At 72.3% G+C, this 20,777-nt stretch carries 23 protein-coding genes and 1 pseudogene; 14 read left to right on the forward strand and 10 right to left on the reverse strand.

Annotation, left to right across the window (positions count from 1 at the left end):
• Nucleotides 1–3: 3 nt before the first annotated feature.
• Nucleotides 4–1,164, reverse strand: coding sequence for a steroid 3-ketoacyl-CoA thiolase (locus tag E1293_RS02610; RefSeq protein WP_132193372.1), 1,161 nt, complete (start codon nt 1,162–1,164; stop codon nt 4–6).
• Between the two features lie 375 nt (nt 1,165–1,539).
• Between E1293_RS02610 and E1293_RS02615 the strand changes: the two genes are divergently transcribed.
• Complete coding sequence (locus tag E1293_RS02615; protein ID WP_132193374.1) at nt 1,540–2,457, forward strand: SDR family NAD(P)-dependent oxidoreductase; 918 nt, start codon at nt 1,540–1,542, stop codon at nt 2,455–2,457.
• Nucleotides 2,458–2,521: 64 nt separating this feature from the next.
• On the opposite strand, the gene E1293_RS02620 is transcribed toward E1293_RS02615, so the two are convergent.
• The 3 genes from E1293_RS02620 to E1293_RS02630 are packed head-to-tail and all read right to left on the reverse strand — an operon-like array spanning nt 2,522 to nt 4,734.
• Nucleotides 2,522–3,298, reverse strand: a complete 777-nt coding sequence (locus E1293_RS02620) for an SDR family oxidoreductase (protein ID WP_132193376.1) — start codon at nt 3,296–3,298, stop codon at nt 2,522–2,524.
• An 11-nt stretch (nt 3,299–3,309) separates the two neighbouring features.
• Nucleotides 3,310–4,053: an SDR family NAD(P)-dependent oxidoreductase gene (locus E1293_RS02625; RefSeq protein WP_132193378.1), complete on the reverse strand. Its 744-nt coding sequence runs from the start codon at nt 4,051–4,053 to the stop codon at nt 3,310–3,312.
• Between the two features lie 48 nt (nt 4,054–4,101).
• A complete protein-coding gene (locus tag E1293_RS02630) occupies nt 4,102–4,734 on the reverse strand; it encodes a TetR/AcrR family transcriptional regulator (protein WP_132193380.1) in 633 nt (210 codons plus the stop codon).
• A 173-nt stretch (nt 4,735–4,907) separates the two neighbouring features.
• Between E1293_RS02630 and E1293_RS02635 the strand changes: the two genes are divergently transcribed.
• Nucleotides 4,908–6,416 (forward strand): FAD-dependent oxidoreductase, encoded by a 1,509-nt coding sequence (locus E1293_RS02635; protein WP_132193382.1) that lies wholly within the window; start codon nt 4,908–4,910, stop codon nt 6,414–6,416.
• Nucleotides 6,413–7,579, forward strand: coding sequence for an alpha/beta hydrolase family protein (locus E1293_RS02640; RefSeq protein WP_207938636.1), 1,167 nt, complete (start codon nt 6,413–6,415; stop codon nt 7,577–7,579). The genes E1293_RS02635 and E1293_RS02640 overlap by 4 nt, the downstream gene beginning before the upstream one ends.
• 53 nt (nt 7,580–7,632) lie before the next feature.
• Here the strand turns inward: E1293_RS02640 and E1293_RS02645 are convergent, their stop codons facing one another.
• From E1293_RS02645 to hsaA, 4 genes are all read right to left on the reverse strand, one after another.
• Nucleotides 7,633–8,577: an NAD-dependent epimerase/dehydratase family protein gene (locus E1293_RS02645; protein WP_132193384.1), complete on the reverse strand. Its 945-nt coding sequence runs from the start codon at nt 8,575–8,577 to the stop codon at nt 7,633–7,635.
• 120 nt (nt 8,578–8,697) lie between these two features.
• Nucleotides 8,698–9,510, reverse strand: coding sequence for a helix-turn-helix domain-containing protein (locus E1293_RS02650; RefSeq protein ID WP_207938637.1), 813 nt, complete (start codon nt 9,508–9,510; stop codon nt 8,698–8,700).
• Between the two features lie 88 nt (nt 9,511–9,598).
• Nucleotides 9,599–10,678 (reverse strand): winged helix DNA-binding domain-containing protein, encoded by a 1,080-nt coding sequence (locus E1293_RS02655; protein ID WP_132193388.1) that lies wholly within the window; start codon nt 10,676–10,678, stop codon nt 9,599–9,601.
• Nucleotides 10,679–10,764: 86 nt separating this feature from the next.
• On the reverse strand, nt 10,765–11,931 hold the full coding sequence (gene hsaA / locus E1293_RS02660; RefSeq protein WP_132193390.1) for a 3-hydroxy-9,10-secoandrosta-1,3,5(10)-triene-9,17-dione monooxygenase oxygenase subunit: 1,167 nt from the start codon (nt 11,929–11,931) through the stop codon (nt 10,765–10,767).
• Nucleotides 11,932–12,074: 143 nt separating this feature from the next.
• Here hsaA and E1293_RS02665 point away from each other — a divergent pair, with 143 nt between their 5' ends.
• From E1293_RS02665 to E1293_RS02680, 4 genes are read left to right on the forward strand one after another with little or no spacing between them, the layout of a single operon-like run.
• The gene (locus E1293_RS02665; protein ID WP_132193392.1) at nt 12,075–13,241 is read left to right on the forward strand and encodes a 3-ketosteroid-9-alpha-monooxygenase, oxygenase component; all 1,167 of its coding nucleotides are present in this window, start codon (nt 12,075–12,077) and stop codon (nt 13,239–13,241) included.
• Nucleotides 13,238–13,477: a ferredoxin gene (locus E1293_RS02670; protein ID WP_132193394.1), complete on the forward strand. Its 240-nt coding sequence runs from the start codon at nt 13,238–13,240 to the stop codon at nt 13,475–13,477. The genes E1293_RS02665 and E1293_RS02670 overlap by 4 nt, the downstream gene beginning before the upstream one ends.
• Nucleotides 13,474–14,259 carry an SDR family NAD(P)-dependent oxidoreductase gene (locus tag E1293_RS02675; RefSeq protein WP_132193396.1) on the forward strand — a complete coding sequence of 262 codons (786 nt, stop codon included), beginning with the start codon at nt 13,474–13,476 and terminating at the stop codon, nt 14,257–14,259. The genes E1293_RS02670 and E1293_RS02675 overlap by 4 nt, the downstream gene beginning before the upstream one ends.
• Complete coding sequence (locus E1293_RS02680; RefSeq protein ID WP_132193398.1) at nt 14,256–15,044, forward strand: SDR family NAD(P)-dependent oxidoreductase; 789 nt, start codon at nt 14,256–14,258, stop codon at nt 15,042–15,044. Before E1293_RS02675 ends, E1293_RS02680 begins: the two co-directional genes overlap by 4 nt.
• On the opposite strand, the gene E1293_RS02685 is transcribed toward E1293_RS02680, so the two are convergent.
• Nucleotides 15,041–15,478, reverse strand: a complete 438-nt coding sequence (locus E1293_RS02685) for a MarR family winged helix-turn-helix transcriptional regulator (RefSeq protein ID WP_165978050.1) — start codon at nt 15,476–15,478, stop codon at nt 15,041–15,043. The genes E1293_RS02680 and E1293_RS02685 overlap by 4 nt on opposite strands.
• Nucleotides 15,479–15,523: 45 nt before the next feature.
• Here E1293_RS02685 and E1293_RS02690 point away from each other — a divergent pair, with 45 nt between their 5' ends.
• The 3 genes and pseudogenes from E1293_RS02690 (at nt 15,524) to E1293_RS49220 (ending at nt 17,501) form a co-directional block, all read left to right on the forward strand.
• Entirely contained in the window at nt 15,524–16,381 is an 858-nt protein-coding gene (locus E1293_RS02690; RefSeq protein WP_132193402.1) for an alpha/beta fold hydrolase, read from the forward strand.
• 45 nt (nt 16,382–16,426) lie between these two features.
• Nucleotides 16,427–16,597: pseudogene (locus E1293_RS49215) on the forward strand (RNA polymerase sigma factor); the annotation flags it as partial.
• A 175-nt stretch (nt 16,598–16,772) separates the two neighbouring features.
• Nucleotides 16,773–17,501, forward strand: coding sequence for a hypothetical protein (locus tag E1293_RS49220; protein WP_243715975.1), 729 nt, complete (start codon nt 16,773–16,775; stop codon nt 17,499–17,501).
• On the opposite strand, the gene E1293_RS02705 is transcribed toward E1293_RS49220, so the two are convergent.
• Nucleotides 17,470–18,072: a TetR/AcrR family transcriptional regulator gene (locus E1293_RS02705; RefSeq protein ID WP_132193408.1), complete on the reverse strand. Its 603-nt coding sequence runs from the start codon at nt 18,070–18,072 to the stop codon at nt 17,470–17,472. The genes E1293_RS49220 and E1293_RS02705 overlap by 32 nt on opposite strands.
• 25 nt (nt 18,073–18,097) lie before the next feature.
• Here E1293_RS02705 and E1293_RS02710 point away from each other — a divergent pair, with 25 nt between their 5' ends.
• Genes E1293_RS02710 through E1293_RS02725 form a run of 4 tightly spaced genes read left to right on the forward strand, consistent with a single transcriptional unit; the run spans nt 18,098 to nt 20,775 of the window.
• Nucleotides 18,098–18,961: an alpha/beta fold hydrolase gene (locus tag E1293_RS02710; RefSeq protein WP_165978051.1), complete on the forward strand. Its 864-nt coding sequence runs from the start codon at nt 18,098–18,100 to the stop codon at nt 18,959–18,961.
• Nucleotides 18,958–19,380 carry a nuclear transport factor 2 family protein gene (locus tag E1293_RS02715; RefSeq protein ID WP_132193412.1) on the forward strand — a complete coding sequence of 141 codons (423 nt, stop codon included), beginning with the start codon at nt 18,958–18,960 and terminating at the stop codon, nt 19,378–19,380. The genes E1293_RS02710 and E1293_RS02715 overlap by 4 nt, the downstream gene beginning before the upstream one ends.
• A gap of 58 nt (nt 19,381–19,438) precedes the next feature.
• Nucleotides 19,439–20,353 carry an NADP-dependent oxidoreductase gene (locus E1293_RS02720; protein WP_132193414.1) on the forward strand — a complete coding sequence of 305 codons (915 nt, stop codon included), beginning with the start codon at nt 19,439–19,441 and terminating at the stop codon, nt 20,351–20,353.
• Complete coding sequence (locus E1293_RS02725) at nt 20,350–20,775, forward strand: VOC family protein (RefSeq protein ID WP_132193416.1); 426 nt, start codon at nt 20,350–20,352, stop codon at nt 20,773–20,775. Before E1293_RS02720 ends, E1293_RS02725 begins: the two co-directional genes overlap by 4 nt.
• Nucleotides 20,776–20,777: the final 2 nt, after the last annotated feature.

A 20,777-nucleotide genomic window follows, 5' to 3' on the forward strand; every position in this document is an offset into this window, starting at 1 on the left:
TCCTCAGATCCGTTCGATGATGGTGGCCGTGGAGTGCGCGCCGCCGGCGCACATCGTGACGAGGGCGGTCGACCCGTCGGACCGCTCCAGCTCGTGCACGGCCTGGGTGATGAGCCGGGCGCCGGTGGAGCCGACCGCGTGGCCGAGCGCGATGGCGCCGCCGTTGACGTTGACCTTGTCCATGTCGGGCTCGTGCACCGACGCCCACGACAGGACGACCGAGGCGAACGCCTCGTTGATCTCGACGAGGTCGATGTCGGACAGCTTCATCCCGGCCCGGTCCAGGACGTGCCGCGTCGCCTCGACCGGGCCGTCCAGGTGGTAGTACGGGTCGGAGCCGATCATGCCGGACGCGACGATCCGGGCACGCGGCCGCAGCCCCAGCTCGGCGGCCCGGTCGGCGGACATCAGCAGCACCGCCGCGGCCCCGTCGCTGATCTGGGACGAGTTCCCGGCGGTGTGAACACCGTCCGGGATGACCGGCTTAAGCCCGGCGAGCGCCTCGGCGGTCGTGTCGCGCAGCCCCTGGTCGCGGGCGACCACGGCGGTCTCCCCCGTCGGGCCGTCCTTGGTCATGACCGGTGCCTCGACCTCAAGGATCTGCCCGGCGAACCGGTCGTCCGCCCACGCCGCCTTGGCCTTGGCCTGCGACGCCAGGCCGAACGCGTCCGCGTCCTCCCGGGTGATGCCGCGCTTTTTCGCGATGCGCTCGGCGGCGGTGAACTGGTCGGGGTAGTCGATCTCCCAGCCTTCGGGGGCCGGGCTGCCCGTCCCGGGGGCGAGGGCCTGCCCGAGGAACACCCGGCTCATCGCCTCGACGCCGCAGCCGACGCCGGTGTCGATCGCCCCCGATGCGATCAGCCCGGCGATCATGTGCACCGCCTGCTGGGACGACCCGCACGCGCAGTCGATCGTCGTGCACGCCGTCGTGTAGGGCAGTCCGGCGTAGAACCACGCGTTGCGGGTCACGTTGTTGGACTGCTCGCCGGCCTGCGTCACGCATCCGCCGACGACTTGCCCGACCGTCCCCGCGTCGACACCTGCACGTTCGAGCAGCCCGCGCTGCGTCACCCCGAGCAACTGCGCCGGATGCAGCCCCGACAAGGCGCCGTAGCGCTTGCCGACCGGCGTCCGGACGGCATCGACGATGACGGCCTCAGCCATGGTCTCTCTCCTTCTACGCAACCAACGCGATCAGCGCACGACTCCGCGCCGGCCTAGCGCGCCCCACCCGGACGACTCCCCGCCGGCCGACCGGAACGCCCACCGCGCGCATGCCGCACGCCTGAACTCCGCACGTCTCCGGACCAGCGCTCCCCGGCCCGCGCGCTTGCGGGGGTGGGGCGGGTCGCCGAGTTCAGCGCCATGGCCGCGAGACTAGAATTCGTTCTCATTCACGGCAAGCGCCGTCCCGCTCAGCGGTCTTCCCCGTTCGGACGGCGTCCGGCCGACCGCTCAGCGGGACGCGGCCGCGGCCCCCAGTAGAATTGGTACTAGCCTCCGTCGGGCAACGATGAAGCATCGACCCGGAGGCTCCCGATGAACGCTGACCTCTCCTTGGCGGGCCGCACCGCCATCGTCACCGGCGCGGGCGCCGGGCTGGGCCGCGCCGAAGCCCTCGCACTGGCCGCGCAGGGCGCTGGCGTGGTCGTCAACGACATGGGCCCTGCCGCCGATGACGTCGTCGCCGAGATCAAGAAGGCGGGCGGGCAGGCCGTCGCGGTGAAGGGGGACGTCGGCGACTGGTCGATGGGCGACACACTGGTGTCGGCGGCCGTGGACACGTTCGGCTCCCTGGACGTGCTGGTCAACAACGCGGGCGTGCTGCGCGACAAGATGCTGTTCAACCTGTCCGAGTCCGACTGGGACGACGTGATCCACGTCCATCTGAAGGGGCACGCGTCGGTGTCGCGCGCCGCCGCCGTGCATTGGCGCGCCGCGAGCAAGGCGGCCGGCGGCCCCGTCTACGGACGGGTGGTCAACACGGCGTCGGAGGCGTTCCTGTTCGGGTCGGCGGGCCAGCCGAACTACTCGGCGGCCAAGGCCGGCATCGTGGCCCTCACGCTGTCGACGTCCGCGGGCCTCGGCCGGTACGGGGTGCGCGCCAACGCGATCTGCCCGCGCGCCCGGACCGCGATGACCGAGGCGACGTTCGCCGAGGGAACCTCCCCCGGCGGGCTCGACGCCATGGCGCCCGAGCGGGTCGGGACGTTCGTCGGCTACCTGGCCTCCCCCGCGGCCGCGCAGATCACCGGGCAGGTGTTCGTCGTCTACGGCAACATGGTCGCGCTGATGGCCGCGCCCGCCGTGGAGGAGAAGTTCACCGCGGCCCAGGGCGTCTTCACCGTCGAGGAGTTCGGCGCGCAGATCACGCCGTACTTCGAGGGACGTGACGCCCACAAGACCTACGCCGCCTACAGCGTCGCCGCCCTCGACGACACGAAGACCAGCAAGTAGTCGCTGGAAAACAGGCTGAACCCGTCGATGGCCGCCCGGCATGACCGGGCGGCCACCTGCGTGGTCAGAAGGTGGCGGGGCCGCGGAGGGTGGGCTCGGCGCCGCCGTCGACGTAGATGACCTGGCCGGTCATGTGGGTGTTGGACGGGGAGACCAGCCAGCGCAGCGCCTCCGCGATCACCTCCGGGTCGGCGTAGCCGTTCAGCGGCATCGGGACGGCCTCGTTCATCACCTTGAACATGGCCTCGTCCTCGAACAGCGGCGTGGTCATCGGCGTCTTGACGACGCCCGGCGCGATCGCGTTCAGGGGGATGCCCGCTCCCGCCCACTCGGGCGTCACGCAGACGCGGCGCATCCACTGGGCGAGCGACGACTTCGACGACGGGTACAGCCGGCCGCCGGCGCCGCTCTCCTCGACCTTGGCCGCCGCCGCGAGCGCCGCCGGCTCGTCGCCCTCAAGGCAGGCGCGGACGACGTCGTCGTCCACCGGATGGGTGCCGGAGATCGAGCCGACCACGGCGGCGCGCGGCGCCTCGGCCGCCGCGAGCGCGGGACGCAGCCCCTCCAGGAGCCCGACCACGCCGAAGAAGTTCACCTTGACCGGCATGACGGTGAAGTCGGAGACGCCGGCGCAGGCCACGACGGCGTCGAGCCGCCCGCCCGCCTTCTCCAGCGTCTGCGCGACCGCGCCCGCCCGGCCCTCGGGGACGCTGAGGTCGGCGCAGACGTCGGCGTCCCGCAGGTCGATGCCGATGACGGTGTCGCCGGCGTCCCGGAGCATCCCGGCGAGGGCCTTGCCGATGCCGGACGCCGTCCCGCTGACGGCGATCGTTCGTGCCATGTTCCACTCTCCTAGGTGTGGGCGCCGCCGTCGACGCGCAGGTCGGCTCCGGTGAAGTAGGCGCCGTCGGGCGAGGCCGCGAACGCGATGGCGGACGCGATCTGCTCGGGCCGGGCCGCGCCGTAGTAGGAGCGGATCTTCGAGAAGTAGCCGAGGTCCAGGCCGTCCGGGAACATGTCCGGCGCCCTGGTCAGCGGCGTGTCGACGGCGCCCGGCGAGATCGGCACGACGCGGATGCGGCGGCCGGCCAGCTCCGCGGCGAGGCTCAGCGAGAACGCCAGCACCGCGCCCTTGGACGCCGCGTACGCCGTCATGAACGGATTGCCCTGCGTCGCCGCCAGCGAGGCGGTGTTGACGATCACGCCGGTCCGGTCGGGCAGGTGCTTGAGCGCCTCGCGGCAGAACAGGGCGGTCCCGACGAGGTTGACGGAGAACAGCCGGTTCAGGTCGTCCACGGTCAGCGTCTCGATCGGGGTGGTCTTGTGGACGCCCGCGACGTTGACGAGGACGTCGATGCCGCCGAGCGCCTCGGCCGCGGCCGCCACGGTGGCGATCACGGCGGGCTCGTCGGTCACGTCGGCCAGGCGGGTGGTGACGGTGCCCTCGATCGCGGCGGCCGTCTCGGCCAGGCCCTGCTCGGAGACGTCCACCGCGTAGACCGCGGCGCCCTCGGTGGCGAGCCGCTGCGCGGTGGCCCGTCCGATACCGGACGCGGCGCCGGTGAGCAGCACTTTCACGCCGTCAAAGCGATTCATGGCGGCACGCTAACCGCGGATCCGGGCCGTCCGCCCGGACGATCCCGATCACTGGGAGGCGTTCGGCGCGTCCTGCGCGTTCGAGCGGGGCGCCAGCAGCAGCTTGCAGGCCAGCCGGACGTCGGTCTCCACGTCCGCCATGGACGCGCGCCCGTTCAGGCTCGACTGCAGCACCCCGTACCAGCACTGCATCAGCAGGCGGCAGAGCGTGACGTCCTGCGCGGTCGGCACCTCGATGCCCACGGCGCGCAGCAGGATGTCCCGGAACGTGGCGTCGATGTGGGCGGTGTCGGCGACGGTCGCGACATGGGCGGTGTTGGACGCGTGCAGCATCGACGTCGACAGGACGGGCTGGGCCATCAGATGCCGGCTGGCCTGCACCAGCAGGTCGGCGACCGCGTCCTCGGGGGCGGTGCCGGGATCGGGCTCGGTGACCTGCTCGCGGAGCCGGTCGACCTGCGCCGCCATGACGCCGGTGAACAGGTGGATCTTGGACGGGAAGTACCGGTACAGGGTGCCGATCGCGACCCCGGCCGCCTTCGCGACGTCGTGCATCTGGACGCGTTCGAGGGACTTCTCGGCGCCGATGCGCGCCGCCGCGCGGAGAATGCGCTCGCGCCGGTCGTGCTGCTCCGGCGAGCTGGGCTCGGCGGACAGCCTGCCCGCTGCGATCCTCGCCACGGTCCTCCCCCCGGTCCTGTGCCGACCATGCCCTGTACTGCCAGGAACAATATCCAGAGTCCAGACCGTCCCCGCGATGCCCGATACCAGTCAGTGGGACGCGGCGTCCCGGCGGTGCGGCGCGCGTCTACGTTGTCGGCGCGCCGAGAACGCGAGGCCGGAGGGGACGTCACGTGGGAAAAGCCGGGTGGGACGACGAATACGACGCGGTGGTCGCCGGGTCGGGGGCCGGGGCGATGGCGGGTGCGCTGACCGCCGCCTCGAACGGGCTCCGGACCGCCGTCCTGGAGAAGACGGCGCTGCTGGGCGGGACGTCCGCGTACTCGGGATCGGCGATCTGGCTGCCCGGCACGCAGGTGCAGGAGCGGGCGGGGATCGGCGACTCGTCCGAGGGGGCGCGCACCTATCTGCGCGCGCTGCTCGGGGACGGGTCCGCCGCGCACCGGGAGGCGTTCCTGGCGACCGCGCCGGAGCTGGTCGAGTTCCTGGAGAAGGATCCGGCGATCGAGTTCGAGTGGCGCCCGTTCCCCGACTACTTCGCCGCGCCGGGACGCCTGGACCTGGGACGTTCGTTCGTTCCGCTGGACCTGCCCGCCGAGCGGCTCGGGGAGCTGGCCGGGCTCGTCCGCCCGCCGGTCGACCGGGACCGGGCCGGGCGGGGGCACTCGGCGTCCAAGCCGATGATGCAGGGCCGGGCGCTGATCGGGCGGCTGCTGCTGGCGATCACCGCGACGGGCAACGGGGCCGTCCGCACCGAGACCCCGCTGACGGACCTGATCGTCGAGGACGGCCGGGTCGCCGGCGTCGAGGCGGGCGGGCTCCGGCTGCGGGCGAAGCGCGGGGTGCTGCTCGCGGCGGGCGGGTTCGAGTCGTCGGCCGCACTGCGGTCGGAACGGGGCGTGCCGGGCGGCGCGGCCTGGACGATGGCCCCGGCCGGCGCGAACACCGGCGACGCGATCGCGGCGGCCGTCCGCGCAGGCGCGTCCACCGGCCTGCTCGACCAGGCCTGGTTCTGCCCCGGCTCGCTGATGCCGGACGGCCGGGCCGCGTTCACGCTCGGCTTCCGCGGCGGCCTGATCGTGGACGGTTCGGGGCGCCGCTTCGCCAACGAGTCGCTGCCGTACGACCAGATGGGGCGGCGGATGGCGGCGGCCGAGGGCCCCTTCCACCTGATCTTCGACGCGCGGTCGCGGGGGCTGCCGGCGATCTCCGTCCCGCCGCTGATGCCGGACGAGCAGCTGGCGTCGGGCGCGTGGGTCGAGGCGGCCACGCTGCCCGAACTGGCGGCGAGGATCGGCCTGCCGGGCGACGTACTGGCCGGCACCGTCGCCCGCTTCAACGGGTTCGCCGGGAAGGGCACCGACGAGGACTTCCACCGCGGCGAGGACCCCTACGACCTGTACTTCACCGGCGGCGAACCGGCCGTCGTCGCCGTCGACGAGCCGCCGTACGTCGCGGCGAAGATCGTCCTGAGCGACCTCGGGACGAAGGGCGGGCTGCGCACCGACCCCGACGGCCGCGTCCTGGACGGCGCGGACCGTCCCATCGCCGGGCTCTACGCGGCCGGCAACACCAGCGCCTCGTTCACCGGACCGGTCTATCCGGGGCCGGGCATCCCGATCGGATCGGCGATGGCGTTCGCCTACCGCGCCGTCCAGGACATGAGGAGGAACCACCCGTGACGACCACCATCAGGCGTGCGGCCGGACTGGCCACCGCCGCGGTCATGTGCGCGGCGACGGCCGGAATCACCGCCGTTCCAGCGCAGGCCGCCCCCGGGCAGCGCGGCAAGCTGATCAGCAGTGCCCCGCTGACGAACGCGGCGGCACTCCCGAGCGCGGCGAAGAACCGGTTCGTCACCTATGTCTCCGAGGGGGCGCGCGGGCAGCGCATCCGCGTGACGGGCACGGTCGCCGTGCCGAAGGGGACGCCCCCGCGCGGCGGCTGGCCGGTGCTGAGCTGGGCGCACGGCACGACCGGCACCGCCGACGCCTGCGCACCGTCCGCCGACACGGCGAACGGCCCGGCCCACGACTACCTGTCGATCACGGAGAAGTACCTGGACAAGTGGGTCGCGCGCGGCTTCGCCGTCGTCCAGACCGACTACGAGGGCCTCGGCACGCCCGGCGGGCACCCGTACATGAACGGCGCCAGCGAGGCGAATGCCGTCACCGACATCGTGCGCGCGGCCCGCCGCGCCGACCACCGCATCGGACGCGACTGGTTCGTCGCCGGTCACAGCCAGGGCGGCCAGGCGACGCTCTACACGGCCGCGTCCAGGTCGCGGGACATCCGGCTCAGGGGCGCCGTGGCAATCGCGCCGGGCTCCCAGATGAGCCAGGCGGCCGAGTACGTCAAGGCGCAGCACCCGGGGGCGGAGACGGCGCTGCCGTTCCTGTTCGTCCTGCTCAACGGGGCGAAGGCGGCCGACCCGTCCTTCGTTCCCGAGGACCTACTGACCCCCCGGGCAGGAGCGGCCGCCAAGGCCGGGCGGACGAACGCCTGCCTGCTGCAACTCAAGCAGCTCAGCGCGAACCTGCCGCTGGACAAGGTGTTCCGGGCGGACGCCGACCTCACGCGGTTCGAGAACTACTACGACTCGCAAGAGGCGCTGGGCCTGAACCTGAAGGTCCCGACGCTGGTCGCCCAGGGCACCGCCGACCGCGAGGTCTCCCCCGCCGCAACGCAGAACCTCGTGAAGGACCTGTGCAGCCGGTACGGATCGATCGCCTACCGGGCGTTCGACGGCGCCGACCACCGGGCCAGCATCGACGCGTCGTTCGAGGCGTCGCTGAAGTTCGTCCAGGACCTGCGCGCCGGCCGGACACCGCCGACCACCTGCTGACCGCCCACCCCGGCGACACGCAGTCCGCGGACGTCCGGGTGGTACCGGATGGGCTAGCGCGGGTGTTTCCGCAGCCAGTCGACGTAGTCGGGGACGGCGCGCTCGACGTCGTAGGCCGGGCGGAAGGCGGTGTCCTCCCGTAGCCGGGTGATGTCGAGGTAGTTGTCGGTGGGCCGGTCGGGGTTACGCCCCTGCGGAAGGACGATGTCCGCACCCGGCACCGCCGCGTTGATCGCGTCGACCACCTCGCCGTACCGGACCAGCCGCCCGGACGAGACGTTGTAGATGCGATGGTTCAGATGCTCCGCGACCATGAGCAGCGCGATCGCCCGGCCGCAGTCCTTCACGTAGCAGAGGTCGGTGGCGTCCTCGGCGTACGCGGGCGGCCGAGGCGGGGTGAGGTCGGCGTCCTCGCCCCGGACCGCCGCGCTGAGCAGGCGGGGCAGCGCGAAGAACGGGTTGTCGGGCAGCCCCAGCGGGCCCCAGATGGTGCCGATCCGCAGGCTCACCGTCTCGAACCCGGCGCTGTCGCCGGCCAGCGCGGCGAACAGTTCCGCGGTCCTCTTGAACACCGGGATCTGGTGCGGCGCCACCACCGGCAGCGCGGCGTCCTCACGCCAGGGGACCTCGTCCACCGCCGCGTACGCGGCGATCGTGCTCGCGACCGCGAACCGCCGCACGCCCCACTCCCGCGCCGCCTCGAGGACGTTCAGCAAGCCGGAGACGTCGGCGCGCAGGTACTCGATCGGATCGGGCAGATCGTGGGGGGCGGCCGCGAGGTGCACGATACCGGTGATCTCGTGTCGCCCGCCGATGCCGAGGACGGCTTCCCGGTCCGTGGTGTCCAGCGGCTCGACCACGATCCCGGGCTCCCCGGCGAGGAACTCCGGCATCCCACTCGACCGGTGCGCGGTGACCACGACGGATTCGCCCAGGTCGAGCAGCGCCCGCGCGGTGTGCGACCCGATCGACCCCAGACCGCCGCTGACGAGGATCACGCCGGCCCTCCCGCCATGCGGCGAGGTCCGCCGTGCCCGGCTCGCCGGACCCTTCGCGCCGGCTCGGGGCCGGCGTCGGGAGCAGAGGGAAGATACGTGATCAGCTGCATGACCGCGACGCTATGCCGGAACCGGACGCCCCTCTTGTACGAAACGGCCATCTCCCCGGCGGAGCATCGGGAGGTAGGACGCAGCGTGGTCGTGCCCGCAGGCGCACGCGGCGCCGTACTGCGCCAGCAGTGCGCCAGGCGGCGCCCCCGCGAGCCGGCGGCACTCGCGGCTGAGATGTGCCTGGTCGTGGTACCCGCTTTCGACCGCCCACCGTGCGAGATCGACTTCTGCGGCCTCCGGCTGGTCGACCGAGGCCTGGACGCGAGCGATGAAGCCCTGGAAGCGCAGGACACGGTGCAGCTCCTTGGGCCCGACGCCGACCGCGTCCCGGCAGCGGCGGCGCAGCTGGCGCTCGGAGATCGACAGCAGCGCCGGCAGGGCGGCGGTCCCGCGGACGGATCCGGGCATGAGACGCGCGACGGCCTCGTTCACCAGCGGGTCCGGTTCACCGGCGGATCGTGCGACGAACGACTGGAGGAACGCGAGCGCGGCCTGCGGCGTGGCGGCGTCCCCCAACACGTCCGTCAGGCGGGACAGCTCCTTCCAGATGTCGCTTCCCGCGACGTTCTGATCGACGAGCTCGTCGGCCGGCATACCGACCAGGCCACCGAGCACGCCTGGACGCAGCCGTATCCCGACGACCGTGCCACCCGCCGGTATGTCGTGATAAACCGACGTGGTCAGGGGCCCGAGCAGCCGCGGCGACTCACCGAGGACGCACCACATCTCGGCGCCACCGTTGGGCACGTGCCGCTGCGCCAGGCCCCGGTCGCCGACCTGCTGTATCCAGACGGACGAGGCGAGCGGGCCAAGCGCGCCCACCGGCGCACGCTCCACGTAAGACGATTCTCCGGCCACCGGAACATCCTGCCAAACCCGCACATGAGGTTCCCCGTGGCGCGGCGTGCGGTCAGGGAAGGGTGATCGTGGCCTCTAGGCGCAGGTACTCGCCGCACCGTCTGGCGGCCCGGTCCAGGGCTTCGATCTCCGGACGCGTCAGGGCCCGGTAAGGGCGCAGGTCGAACCGCACATGGTCGCGGCCGATGGTGCGCCGCATGTCGGCGACGAGTTGTGCGTCGACCAGGGCCATCCCGACCGCGGACACCCGGGTGCGCGGCACGTCACCGGCGGCGTCCAGCACCCAGCGGGAGTCCTGGTAGCCGCGGTATGTCTCGTCGAGGACCTGCAGGAGATGGCCCGCGGGATCCTGCGGTTCGCCGGGAGCATCTGCGGGGGCGTGCCAGAAGGTGCGCCCGTCGTGCTCGAACGAGTCGAGCCGATCACGCACCCGCCGCAGGCCGGCGCGCACGTCGGTGAGCGTGAGCGTCGCCCAGTAGGCGAGGTCCCGCTCGGTCGCCGGGCCATGCCCGGTGAAGTAGCGCAACGCGAGTTCTGCCAGCGCATCGGCCCGGTCGAGCCGCCGTGGTGCCGGCACGCGCTCGGCCATCAGCGCGTAGGCGTGTTCGCCGTCGACGGCCCGCCCGCTGCAGATCAGCCCGTCCAACTCGGCGTGGGCCAGCAGGATCATCACCATCTGCCCGCTGGCCGGGACACCGCGCCCGAGCAACTCCTCAGCCAGCTGCGCGCGGGTGAGCCGTCCCCGGCTCGCCAACGCCTCCATCATGGCGGCGACCGCCCGGTCGATGGAACGGTCGTCGAGGCCGTGGGCATTGCGGAGCTGCTGGCCGGTGACCCGCCGCACACGTGGGCCTGTCAGGTCGAGCAGCCAGCCGATGTCCTCGGCCCGCACGAAGTGCCACGTCGGTCGCAGCACGTGCGTACGCACGATGGCGCCGTCGTCGAGGAGGGCCCCCAAATCGGCCTGGTCGGGGTTCCGCGTGCGCGAGGCCACCGCCCAAGCCGCCTGACCGGGGTTTTCTGCCTGGACGGCCAGGAGTGAGCTCACCGCCTCGCCTGCCGACCCGACGTGGGGCCGGACCAGGTGCTGGCTGCGCAACCGCCATCGAGCAACGTCGGCGTCCCGCACCATGCCACCACCCTCCGGACCCGAACCGGGAACACCCTAACCAAGCACGCTGACATCCACACCCGACCCGTCCGACCATCGGGAAGCCTTCAGACGAGGTTGTCTTCTACCTTTAGGCCGAATTCGCCTCGGCCGTACATGGACAAGGCGTGCTCCACGTCGTTGGCGACGTGGACGCTGCCGGCGTGGGCGTCGCGCCAGGCGCGTTCGATGACGTTGCCGCGGTGGAGGGAGTTGCCGCCGGCGGTCTTGAAGAGGATGTCGATCGCCTCGATGGCGCGTTCGGTGCCGCGGACCTGGTCGCGGCGGGCGCGCAAGCGCAGCTCCATCGGGATCTTCTCGTTGCGGGCGGCGTACTCGTGGATCTCGCGGACGTTGCGGTCGGTCTGCAGGACGGCGGCGTCGATCTCGGACGCGGCGCGGGCGACGGCGACCTGCGCGAACTGGTCCTCGACGAAGCGGCCGCCGCCGAGGCTGAGGCGGATCCGGTCGCGCATGCGGGTGACGTAGAGGTCGTGGCAGCCGGCGGCCATGCCGATCACGCTGGCGGCGACGGTGGTGGTGAAGATCGTCCCGAACGGCATGCGGTAGAGGGGGCCGGTGTTGACCTTGCGGCCGGGGTTGCGGAGCTGGGCCTGCTCGAAGTTGCGCATGGCGCGGTGGGACGGGACGAAGGCGCCCTCGACGACGATGTCGTCGCTGGCGGTGCCGCGCAGGCCCATCGAGTCCCAGACCTCGGCGATCTCGTAGTCCTTCGCCGGGACGAGGACGGTCATGAAGTCGACGGGACGTCCCTCGGCGCCGACGACGAGGGCGCCGAGCAGGGCCCAGGACGCGAACTCGCAGCCGGACGAGAACGACCAGCGGCCGGTCAGCTCGTAGCCGCCGTCGACCGGGGTGAGGCGGCCGATCGGGGCGTAGGACGAGGCGATGAGGGTGTCGGGGCCGGCGCCCCACACCTCGCGCTGCGCCTCGTCCGCGAACAGGCCGAGGTGCCAGGAGTGGACGCCGAGGACCGCGGCGACCCAGCCGGTCGAGCCGCAGGCGCCGGAGACGGCGCGGATCACCTCGTAGAAGGCGACGGGGTCGTCCTCGGCGCCGCCGTAGCGGGTGGGCTGGAGCATCCGAAAGACCCCGGCGGCGGTCAGCTCGCGGATCGTCTCGGCGGGGATGCGCCCCTTCTCGTCCACGGACCGGGCCCGCTCGGCGATGCCGGGCAGCAGCTCGCGGACGGCGTCCAGGACCTCGTTGCTCATCCCCGTTCCTTCCCTAGTACGGCCATTGCAGGAGACCATGCTGCCGTGGCGCCGCGGGGACGTGCGTCCCGGCCACCGGGACTCACGGGTCGGGACGGTGACCTGCGACCTAACGTTCGAATCACGCAGCCGTCGCTGAAGGGATGATCCACGTGACCGCAACCGAGTCGGACGCCGTCCGCGCCATCGAGGCCGAGACGATTTCGCGCCGGTTCGCCCGGGGATGGCACTGCCTGGGGCTGGCCGAGACGTACCGCGACGGCAAGCCCCACACGGTCGACGCGTTCGGGCAGAAGCTCGTGGTCTTCACCGGTGCGGACGGCAAGACGAACGTCCTGGACGCCTACTGCCGGCACATGGGCGGCGACCTGTCCGACGGCACCGTCAAGGGCAACGAGATCGCCTGCCCGTTCCATGACTGGCGCTGGGGCGGCGACGGCCGGTGCAAGAAGATCCCGTACTCGCGCCGCGTCCCGCTGCGCGCCCGCACGGCCGCGTGGCCGACGATGGAAGTGAACAAGCTGCTGTTCGTCTGGAACGACCCGGAGGGCGGCAAGCCCCCCGAGGACGTGACGATCCCGGTGATCGAGGGCGCCGGCCGCGACGACTGGACGGAGTGGCGCTGGACGGAGCAGGTCGTCCACACCAACTGCCGCGAGATCATCGACAACGTCGTCGACATGGCGCACTTCTTCTACATCCACAAGTCGTTCCCGACGTACTTCAAGAACGTCTTCGAGGGCACGGTCGCCACGCAGATCATGAAGGGCCGGAGCCGGGACGACGCCCGCCGGGAGCGCGGGGAGAACGGCGGCGGCGGCCCGCGGATGCTCGGCAACTCCTCCGTCGCGTCCTACCACGGCCCCTCCTTCATGATCGACGAGCTGACGTACCACTACGAGGGGTACGACCTGCGGTCCGTCCTGATCAACTGCCACTACCCGATCGACGAGAACTCGTTCTCGCTGCACTCGGGCATCATCGTCCAGCACAGCGACAAGCTGTCGCCCGAGGCGGCCGAGGCGAGCGCGCAGAAGCTGTCGGAGTTCATCCTGACCGGTTTCGAGCAGGACGTCGCGATCTGGAAGCGCAAGGCCCGCATCGACAACCCGCTGCTCTGCGAGGAGGACGGCCCGGTCTACCAGCTGCGCCGCTGGTACGAGCAGTTCTACGTGGACGTCGCCGACATCAGGCCGGAGATGACCGACCGGTTCGAGTTCGAGATCGACACGACGCGTCCGGTCGAGTCGTGGCAGAAGGAGGTCGAGGAGAACCTCGCGCGGCGGGCGGCGCAGGGGGCCTCGGCGTGACGACCCGCCAGGACGAACGCCTCCTGGAGGGCCCGCTGGTGCCGGTCTCCTGCCGCCGCTGCGCCGCCGAGGTGCTGGTGCGCAAGGCGAGCTGGGAGCAGACGAGCATCCAGTGGAACGCCGCCGCGCGGGCCGCGTGCACGACCCTCGACGAGGATCCGCTCGCGACCTGCCCGGCGCTGCGCTCGGCCGTCCAGGAGGCGGCGCTGAACGGCTCCGTCACGGTGCCGGAGTGACCGCTGGACGCCTCGCCGGCCGGGTCGCGGTCGTGACCGGCGCGGGCGACGGCATCGGACGCGGCGTCGCCCGCCGCTTCGCCGCCGAGGGCGCCCGCGTCCTGGTGGCGGAGCTGAATCCGGAGTCCGGCGCGAAGGTCGCGGCCGAGATCGGCGGCGAGTTCGTCCGGACGGACGTCACCGACAAGGCGCAGGTCCACGCGATGGTGGACGCGGCCGCCGGCAGGTGGGGCGCCGTCGACATCCTGGTCAACAACGCCTGGGGCGCCGGAACGGTGAGCCGGGTGGAGGCCAAGACCGACGAGCAGCTCGCCCGCGGTTTCGCGATGGGCTACTACGGCCCGCTGTGGGCGATGCAGGCCGCGTTCCCCCACATGAAGGCGCGCGGCTACGGGCGCGTCATCAACATGTGCTCGCTCAACGGGGTCAACGCCCACATGGGGACGCTGGAGTACAACTCGGCCAAGGAGGCGCTCCGGACGCTGACCCGCACGGCCGCCCGCGAGTGGGCCCCGACCGGCGTGGTCGTCAACGCGATCTGCCCGGGCGCCAAGAGCGCGGCGTTCCACCGGATGGCGGCCGAGCATCCGGAGATCGAGGCCGCCGCCGACCGCGCCAACCCGATGGGCCGCCTCGGCGACCCGGAGACCGACATCGCACCCGTGGCGGTGTTCCTCGCGTCCGAGGACGCCCGCTACCTGACCGGCAACACCCTGTTCGCGGACGGCGGCTCGCACATCAACGGCGTCGCCTGGACCCCGGACCTGGACGGAGAGCAATGATCGACAGCTACGGCCCGTGGGCCGTCATCGCGGGGGGCTCGGAGGGCGTCGGCTCGGCCTTCGCGCACCGCCTCGCCGACGCGGGCCTGAACCTCGTGCTGATCGCCCGCAAGCCGGGGCCGCTGGCCGAGACGGCGGCGGCCGTCCGGGCGAAGGGCGTCGAGGTGCGCACCCTCGAACTCGACCTGGTCGCGCCGGACCCGCTGAAGGCGATCCGCGAGATCACCGATGGCCTGGACGTCGGGCTGCTGGTCTTCAACGCGGGCGCGAACAGCTACGGCCACGAGTTCGTGTCCGGCGACCTGGACCGCTTCCAGGGCGTCATCGACCTCAACATCACCGCGCAGCTCGCCCTGACGCGGCACTTCGGCGCGCTGATGAAGGAGCGGGGACGCGGCGGCATCCTGCTGGTCGGCTCCCTCGCCGGCTACATGGGCCAGCCGCAGATCAGCATCTACTCGGCGGTGAAGGCGTTCGGCCGCGTCTTCGCCGAGGGACTCTGGCTGGAGATGCGCGAGCACGGGGTGGACGTCCTGGAGCTCGTCCTCGGCGTGACCCGCACCCCGGCGATGGAACGCGCCGGCCTCAACATGGACATGCCGGGCCTGAACGTCGCCGACCCCGGCGACGTCGCCCGCGAGGGCCTCGACCACCTCAAGGACGGACCGGTCTGGGTCGCCGGCGGCAACTACGAGGCGGCCCGGAAACGCGCGGGCTTCCCCCGCGACCGGAAGGTCCTGGGCGCCCACGAGGCAATGCGCCGCATGCTCCCGGACCCGTCCTAGCCGCTGCTGACGTGCGTCTCGTACAGGCGGGTGAGTAGACGGTTCAGTTCCTCGCGCTCGGCATGGCTCAGCGGGTTCAGGAAAACGTCCTGCTCCTGGGCCGCGGCGGCGGCGATGTCCTGGACGACGGCCGTCCCGGCCTCGGTGAGCGCGACGAGGCGGCGCCGCCGGTCGGTGTCGTCCGCCCGCCGCTCGATCAGCCCGCGCCGGGCCAGTGCGTCGATCACGGTGACGATGTTCCGCGCGTCCACGGCGACGAGCTCGGCGATCCTCCCCTGCCCGATGGACCCGCGTTCCTTCAGCGTGAAGAGCACCGTGTACTGGCCTTGGGTCAGATCGTGCGCCGCGAGGAAGGCCGTCCATGACCGGGCCGTGAGCGACCCCATCCGGGCGAGGAGGAACCCGGTTCCACGTTCGTAGCGAGGGCCGTCCATGCCACCATAATAGACATGTTCCATGTGCTTTGATAGACATGGAGCATGTCTATTATCGCGGTGGACGAACGCTCGCTGCACGTCGAGGAATCGGGAGACCCGTCCGGGCGCCCCTACCTGTTCCTCCACGGCTGGCCGGAGTCGTGGCGGACATGGAAGCCCGTCATGGACGCGGCACCGCCCGAGGCGCGCGTCATCGCTCTCGACCTGCCCGGCGTGGGTGAGTCGACCGGCGGCACGGACGGATCGAAGGCCGCCCTGGCGTCGGTCGTGCACGCTCTGGTCGAGCACCTGTCCCTCACCGACCTCACGCTGATCGGGCACGACGCCGGCGGGATGGTCGCCTACGCGTACCTGCGCCGCTACGACGCGGGCCGCGTCGTCATCATGAACACAGTGATCCCGGGGGTCGACCCGTGGAAGGACGTCCTGCGGAACCCCTACATCTGGCATTTCGGGCTGCATGCCGTCCCGGGCCTGCCGGAGAAGCTCGTCCGCGGCCGCCAGGCAGAGTACTTCGACTACTTCTACAACGTGCTCTCCGCGGACCCGTCCAGGATCACCCCCGAGTCGCGCGCCGCCCACGCGGCCGCCTACGAGAGCGACAAGGCCCTGACCGCGGGCTTCGACCTCTACCGCGCCTTCTCACAAGACGCGAAGGACAACGCGGCGCTCACCGAGCCGACCACCACACCCGTCCTCTACCTGCGAGGAGACGGTGAAGGCGGCGACATCACCACCTACGCGGACGGCTTCCGCAGGGCGGGCATCGAGAACCTGACGACCGAGGTGCTCAAGGACGCCGGCCACTTCTCCCAGGAAGAGCAGCCCGCCCAGGTCTGGTCCCGAATCCAGGCGTTCGCCGAGCGGACGGGTGAAAGATTCGGGGACGCCCCGACATGAGCAGGTGACCACCGACCACAGGAGGCCACATGCCGAGGATCCCCGATGACGGATGAGGACGACTTCGCGGCCGTCTACGCCGCCACCTACAAGGCGCTGCTCGCGTACGCGCTGCGCCGCTGCGAAACCCCCGAGGACGCCGCCGACGTCGTCGCCGAGACGTTCGCGACCGCCTGGCGGCGCGCCGCCGACATGCCCGCGGGCGACGAGGCCCGGCTGTGGCTGTACGGGGTGGCGCGCCGCGTTCTCGCCAACCACCGGCGGGGCGTCCAGCGCCACTCGCTCAAGACGGCCGCGCTGCGCGCCGAACTGCGACCGGCCGCGCCCGCGCCGGACGCCTCTCCGGTGACCGGCGTCTTCCGCGCCCTCCCGGACCGCGATCGGCGGCGCGGTGGCGGCCTGCGCCGCCGCGACGGCCGTCGTCGTCCTGTCCGGGCAGGACTCCGGGCCCCTGCGCAGCTACGCCAACGCCGCCGTGCGGATCGACGCGGAGGGCGACGGGTACGAGGTGGAGGTCAAGGACGCCTACGCCGGCCAGGAGGAGTTCCGGGAGGCGTTCGCCAAGGTGGGGCTCAACGTCAGGCTGAGCATCGTGCCGGTGTCGCCGTCCGGCGAACGCAAGATCATCAGCGTCGGCTCGCTGCCCGGCACCGGCGGCGGCCCGGTTCCGGCGGGGGGCGTGAGCGGCAGGTTCACCACCGTCCTTGACTGCCCGCCCGGCCAGGACGCCTGCCCGCTCAGGGTCCGGCTCGGCGGCGCGATGTTCCGGCGCGAGGGCGGCGAGATCGTCATCGGCCGCGCGGCCCGGCCGGGCGAGGTCTACGCCGATGCCCGGCCGGCGCGGGGCGATCGTCCGGCGAGCCTCCGCCTCACCGGCCGTACCGTCGGCGAAGCACTGGCGGACCTGCGCCGCCGCGGTCTCACGGGGGCGTTCTCGATCGGCGATTTCAAGCCGGACGGCTCGGGCTTCATGTGGGACCCGCCCGCGGACTGGCGTCCCTCCGGCGGGCGCCGGGTCGTCGGCGCCTGGGTGCGCAGCTCGGATTCGGTCGGGCTTCTGGTCACTCCGGTCGCCGCTGACCCGGAACCTACGCCGGAGGGCGGTGAAGGCCGGTCATGATGGCCTTCAGGACGGTGGTGGCCTCGTCGCGGGCGCGGGGCGGGTCGGGTGCGGCGCCGGCGGTCAAAGCGGCCTCGCACAGGGCGCTGAACAGCAGGAGAGTGAGCATGTCGATCGAGTCGACGGCGAGTTCGCCGGTTGCGGCCAGGTTCTCCAGCAGTGCGCGGACGGCCGGGAGGCCCATTTCCGCGTCGAGTTCGCGGCACCGTTCGACGCCCAGGGCCGTGGGCGCCTGCTGCAGAAGGGTGCGGTGGGCGGGGTCGGCGACCGTCCCGTCCATATAGGCGTCCAGGGCCGCGATGAGCTGGTCCCAGGGGGCGTCGTGCCGGGCGGCCGCGGTGGCGACCGTCTCCACCAGCCGGGACTGGCCGTCGGTGAACACGGCCTCGAAGAGCCGGGCCTTGTCGGCGAAGTGGTAGTAGACCGACCCCTTGCTGACGCGTGCCGCCTCGGCGACGTCGTCGATGGTGGTCGCCGCGAAGCCGCGCTCGGCGAACAGCCGGGCGGCGGCCTGGAGGACCGCGCCCCGGGTGAGTTCCTTGTATTCGGCACGGCGGCTCTTGACGGGCATGCCGACCAGGCTACAGTCTTTGACTGTGAGTCAGTTTTCGACCATCGGTCATGAAGAGATCGGAACGAGCCGCGGCACGGTCCGCTACTGGCGGCACGGTGGCGGGCCGGGGCCCGTCGTCGTGTTCCTCCAAGGCTTCCTTGCCGGGCCGGACGTGTGGTCGCCGGTGATCGACGAGCTCGGCGGGGCGCACCGGTGCGTCACGGTCGACTGGCCGTTCGGTGCGCACCGCAATGCCATGCGGGCGGACGCCGACCTGTCGCCGCCGGGCATCGCCGACCTGGTCATCGAGGTTCTGGACGCCCTGGACGAGCCCCAGGCCGTGCTCGTCGGCAACGACAGCGGCGGAGTCGTCGCGCAGCTGGTCGCCGCCGCCCGTCCCGAGCGCGTCGCCGCGCTGGCACTGGTGGCCTGCGACGCGTTCGAGGTGTTTCCGCCGGGCGCCTACCGGCTGCTGTTCCGGCTCGCCGCCGTCCCGGGGTTCGTGCGGCTGATGGCGGCGGCCATGAACGTCCCCGCCTTGGCCGGCTCGCGGCTGGGGTTCGGTGCGGTCATCGAGCACGATCCCGGGTCGGTGCGGCACTGGGCGGCGCCGCTCGCCGCCGACGCGGGGGTCCGCCGCGACATCGCCAAGCTGATGACCGGGTCGTCCAAGGACCAGACGCTCGCCGCGGCGCGGACCTTCGCGGGCTTCGGGCGTCCCGTCCTCGTGGTGTGGGCGGACCGGGATCGGTTGTTCCCGCGCGCGCTCGGGCGGCGGCTGGCGGACGCGTTTCCGGACGGCCGCCTCGAAGTGGTCGAGGGTTCGGGCACGTTCGTCCCACATGACCGACCAGGCCGTCTTGCCGAACTGCTCTCGGACTTCCTCGGCCGGCGGGTGGCCGGATGACCCCGGACGAATTCCCCGCGGTGTTCGCCGAAGGCTGGGCACTGCCCAAGCCCGACGCCTTCCTCGACCGCTTCCTGCCGCTGATCCACGGCGAGGCGGTCTTCAGCCAGCCGATGTTCCCCGACGCCCACGGCATAGCGGAGATCGAGGAGATGTTCCGGCGGCTGTTCACCCTGTTCCCCGATATGGCCCTCGCCGTCAGGCACAGCGCGGTGCAGGGGAACATCGTGTTCATCGAGTCCGACTGCACCGCCGTCCTCGGCCGCAAGCCGGTCCGGTTCCGGGTGTGCGACCGGTTCGTCCTCGCCTCCGGGACGATCCGGGCCCGCCGCTCCTTCTCCGACCCGCTGCCCGTCCTGCTGGCGGGGCTGCGACGTCCGTCCAGCTGGCCGCGCCTGGTCCGCAGCCGGGTGGGTTGACCTCAAGGTTGATTGAGGTCCTAGCGTCCTTCTTGATCGACGATGAAGGGGGACGACCATGAGAGTCGCGGGATTCGAGGAGCCGGGCGGCCCGGACGTATTGCAGATCCTGGACGTGCCGGCGCCGGAGGCGGGTCCGGGGCAGGTGCGGGTGCGGGTGCGGACGGCGGGCGTGCAGCCCTTCGACCTGGCCGTCCGGGAAGGATGGTCGCCGCCCGGGACTCCGGAGGGCTTCCCGCGCGTGCCCGGCAACGAGTTCGCCGGGGTGGTGGACCAGGTCGGTGACGGAGCCGCCGGCGTGCAGGCCGGGGACGAGGTGCTCGGCAACTGCCGCCTCAACGCCTACGCCGAGTACGTCGTCGTCCCGGCCGAGGCGCTGGCGGCCAAGCCCGCGAGCATGCCGTGGGACGTGGCGGGCGGCTTCCCCGCCGCCGTGATGACCCCGCACATCGCGCTGGAGGAGATGGGCGTGGGACCGGGCGGCACGCTGCTCGTCCATGCGGCGGCGGGCGCGGTCGGCACGGTCGCCGTGCAGCTCGCCCGCATCGCCGGGGCCACGGTCATCGGCACCGCGAGCGAACGCAACCACGACTACCTGCGGTCGATCGGCGCGATCCCGGTCGCGTACGGGGACGGCCTGGAAGAGCGCGTGCGCGCCCTCGCGCCGGACGGTGCCGACGCCGCGCTCGACGGCGCCGGCGGCCATGCCCTGGACGTCTCCCTCAACCTGGTCAAGGACCGGGACCGCATCATCACCCTGGTCGACCACGGCCGCGCCGCCGGACTCGGCGTCCGGACGACGCCCGACAAGCGGTCGGCGTCCCGCGTCGCCGAGGCCGCCCGCTTCTACGATGAGGGACGGCTGCGCGTCCACGTGCGCGGGGTGTTCCCCCTGGGCCGCGCCGCCGACGCCCATCGCGAGGTCGCGACCGGCCATGGCCGCGGCAAGGTCGTCCTGGAGGTCGGAGAATGACGTGGCCCGGCCACCTGGACGTCGGGGCGGTGCGGTTCGCCCGTCCGACCGCACGGTTCACCGAGGTCCTGTCCTTCTACCGGGACGTGCTCGGTCTCCCGGTGCTCGCCGAATGGCGGGCGCACGCCGGTTACGACGGCGTGGTCCTCGGGCTGCCGGGGAGCCCGGTGCACTTGGAGATCACGCAGAGCGGGACGCCGCCGGTGATCCCCGAGCCGCATCCCGAGAACCAGCTCGTCCTGTATCTGCGGGGTTCCGGGGCGGTGGACGCCGCGGTGGCGCGGCTCGCCGAGCACGGGCACCGGCCCGTCCCGGCCGAGAATCCCTACTGGCCCGATCATGGCGCCGTCGTGTTCCGGGACCCGGACGGCTGGCACGTGGTCCTCGCCCCGTGGGTGTTCGGCGCGGAACCGCCTCCCTAGGC

Origin of the sequence: Actinomadura darangshiensis (genome assembly GCF_004349235.1) — a bacterium.
GTDB lineage: Bacteria > Actinomycetota > Actinomycetes > Streptosporangiales > Streptosporangiaceae > Spirillospora > Spirillospora darangshiensis.

Coding starts and splice junctions, on each gene's coding strand:
- E1293_RS02665 (WP_132193392.1), top strand. CDS start 12,075: ATGATCCACGTGACCGCAACCGAGTCGGACGCCGTCCGCGCCATCGAG.
- E1293_RS02655 (WP_132193388.1), bottom strand. CDS start 10,678: ATGGTGCGGGACGCCGACGTTGCTCGATGGCGGTTGCGCAGCCAGCAC.
- E1293_RS02690 (WP_132193402.1), top strand. CDS start 15,524: ATGTCTATTATCGCGGTGGACGAACGCTCGCTGCACGTCGAGGAATCG.
- E1293_RS02625 (WP_132193378.1), bottom strand. CDS start 4,053: ATGAATCGCTTTGACGGCGTGAAAGTGCTGCTCACCGGCGCCGCGTCC.
- E1293_RS02685 (WP_165978050.1), bottom strand. CDS start 15,478: ATGGACGGCCCTCGCTACGAACGTGGAACCGGGTTCCTCCTCGCCCGG.
- E1293_RS02725 (WP_132193416.1), top strand. CDS start 20,350: ATGACGTGGCCCGGCCACCTGGACGTCGGGGCGGTGCGGTTCGCCCGT.
- E1293_RS02705 (WP_132193408.1), bottom strand. CDS start 18,072: ATGCCCGTCAAGAGCCGCCGTGCCGAATACAAGGAACTCACCCGGGGC.
- E1293_RS02615 (WP_132193374.1), top strand. CDS start 1,540: ATGAACGCTGACCTCTCCTTGGCGGGCCGCACCGCCATCGTCACCGGC.
- E1293_RS02715 (WP_132193412.1), top strand. CDS start 18,958: ATGACCCCGGACGAATTCCCCGCGGTGTTCGCCGAAGGCTGGGCACTG.
- hsaA (WP_132193390.1), bottom strand. CDS start 11,931: ATGAGCAACGAGGTCCTGGACGCCGTCCGCGAGCTGCTGCCCGGCATC.
- E1293_RS02720 (WP_132193414.1), top strand. CDS start 19,439: ATGAGAGTCGCGGGATTCGAGGAGCCGGGCGGCCCGGACGTATTGCAG.
- E1293_RS02680 (WP_132193398.1), top strand. CDS start 14,256: ATGATCGACAGCTACGGCCCGTGGGCCGTCATCGCGGGGGGCTCGGAG.
- E1293_RS02620 (WP_132193376.1), bottom strand. CDS start 3,298: ATGGCACGAACGATCGCCGTCAGCGGGACGGCGTCCGGCATCGGCAAG.
- E1293_RS02610 (WP_132193372.1), bottom strand. CDS start 1,164: ATGGCTGAGGCCGTCATCGTCGATGCCGTCCGGACGCCGGTCGGCAAG.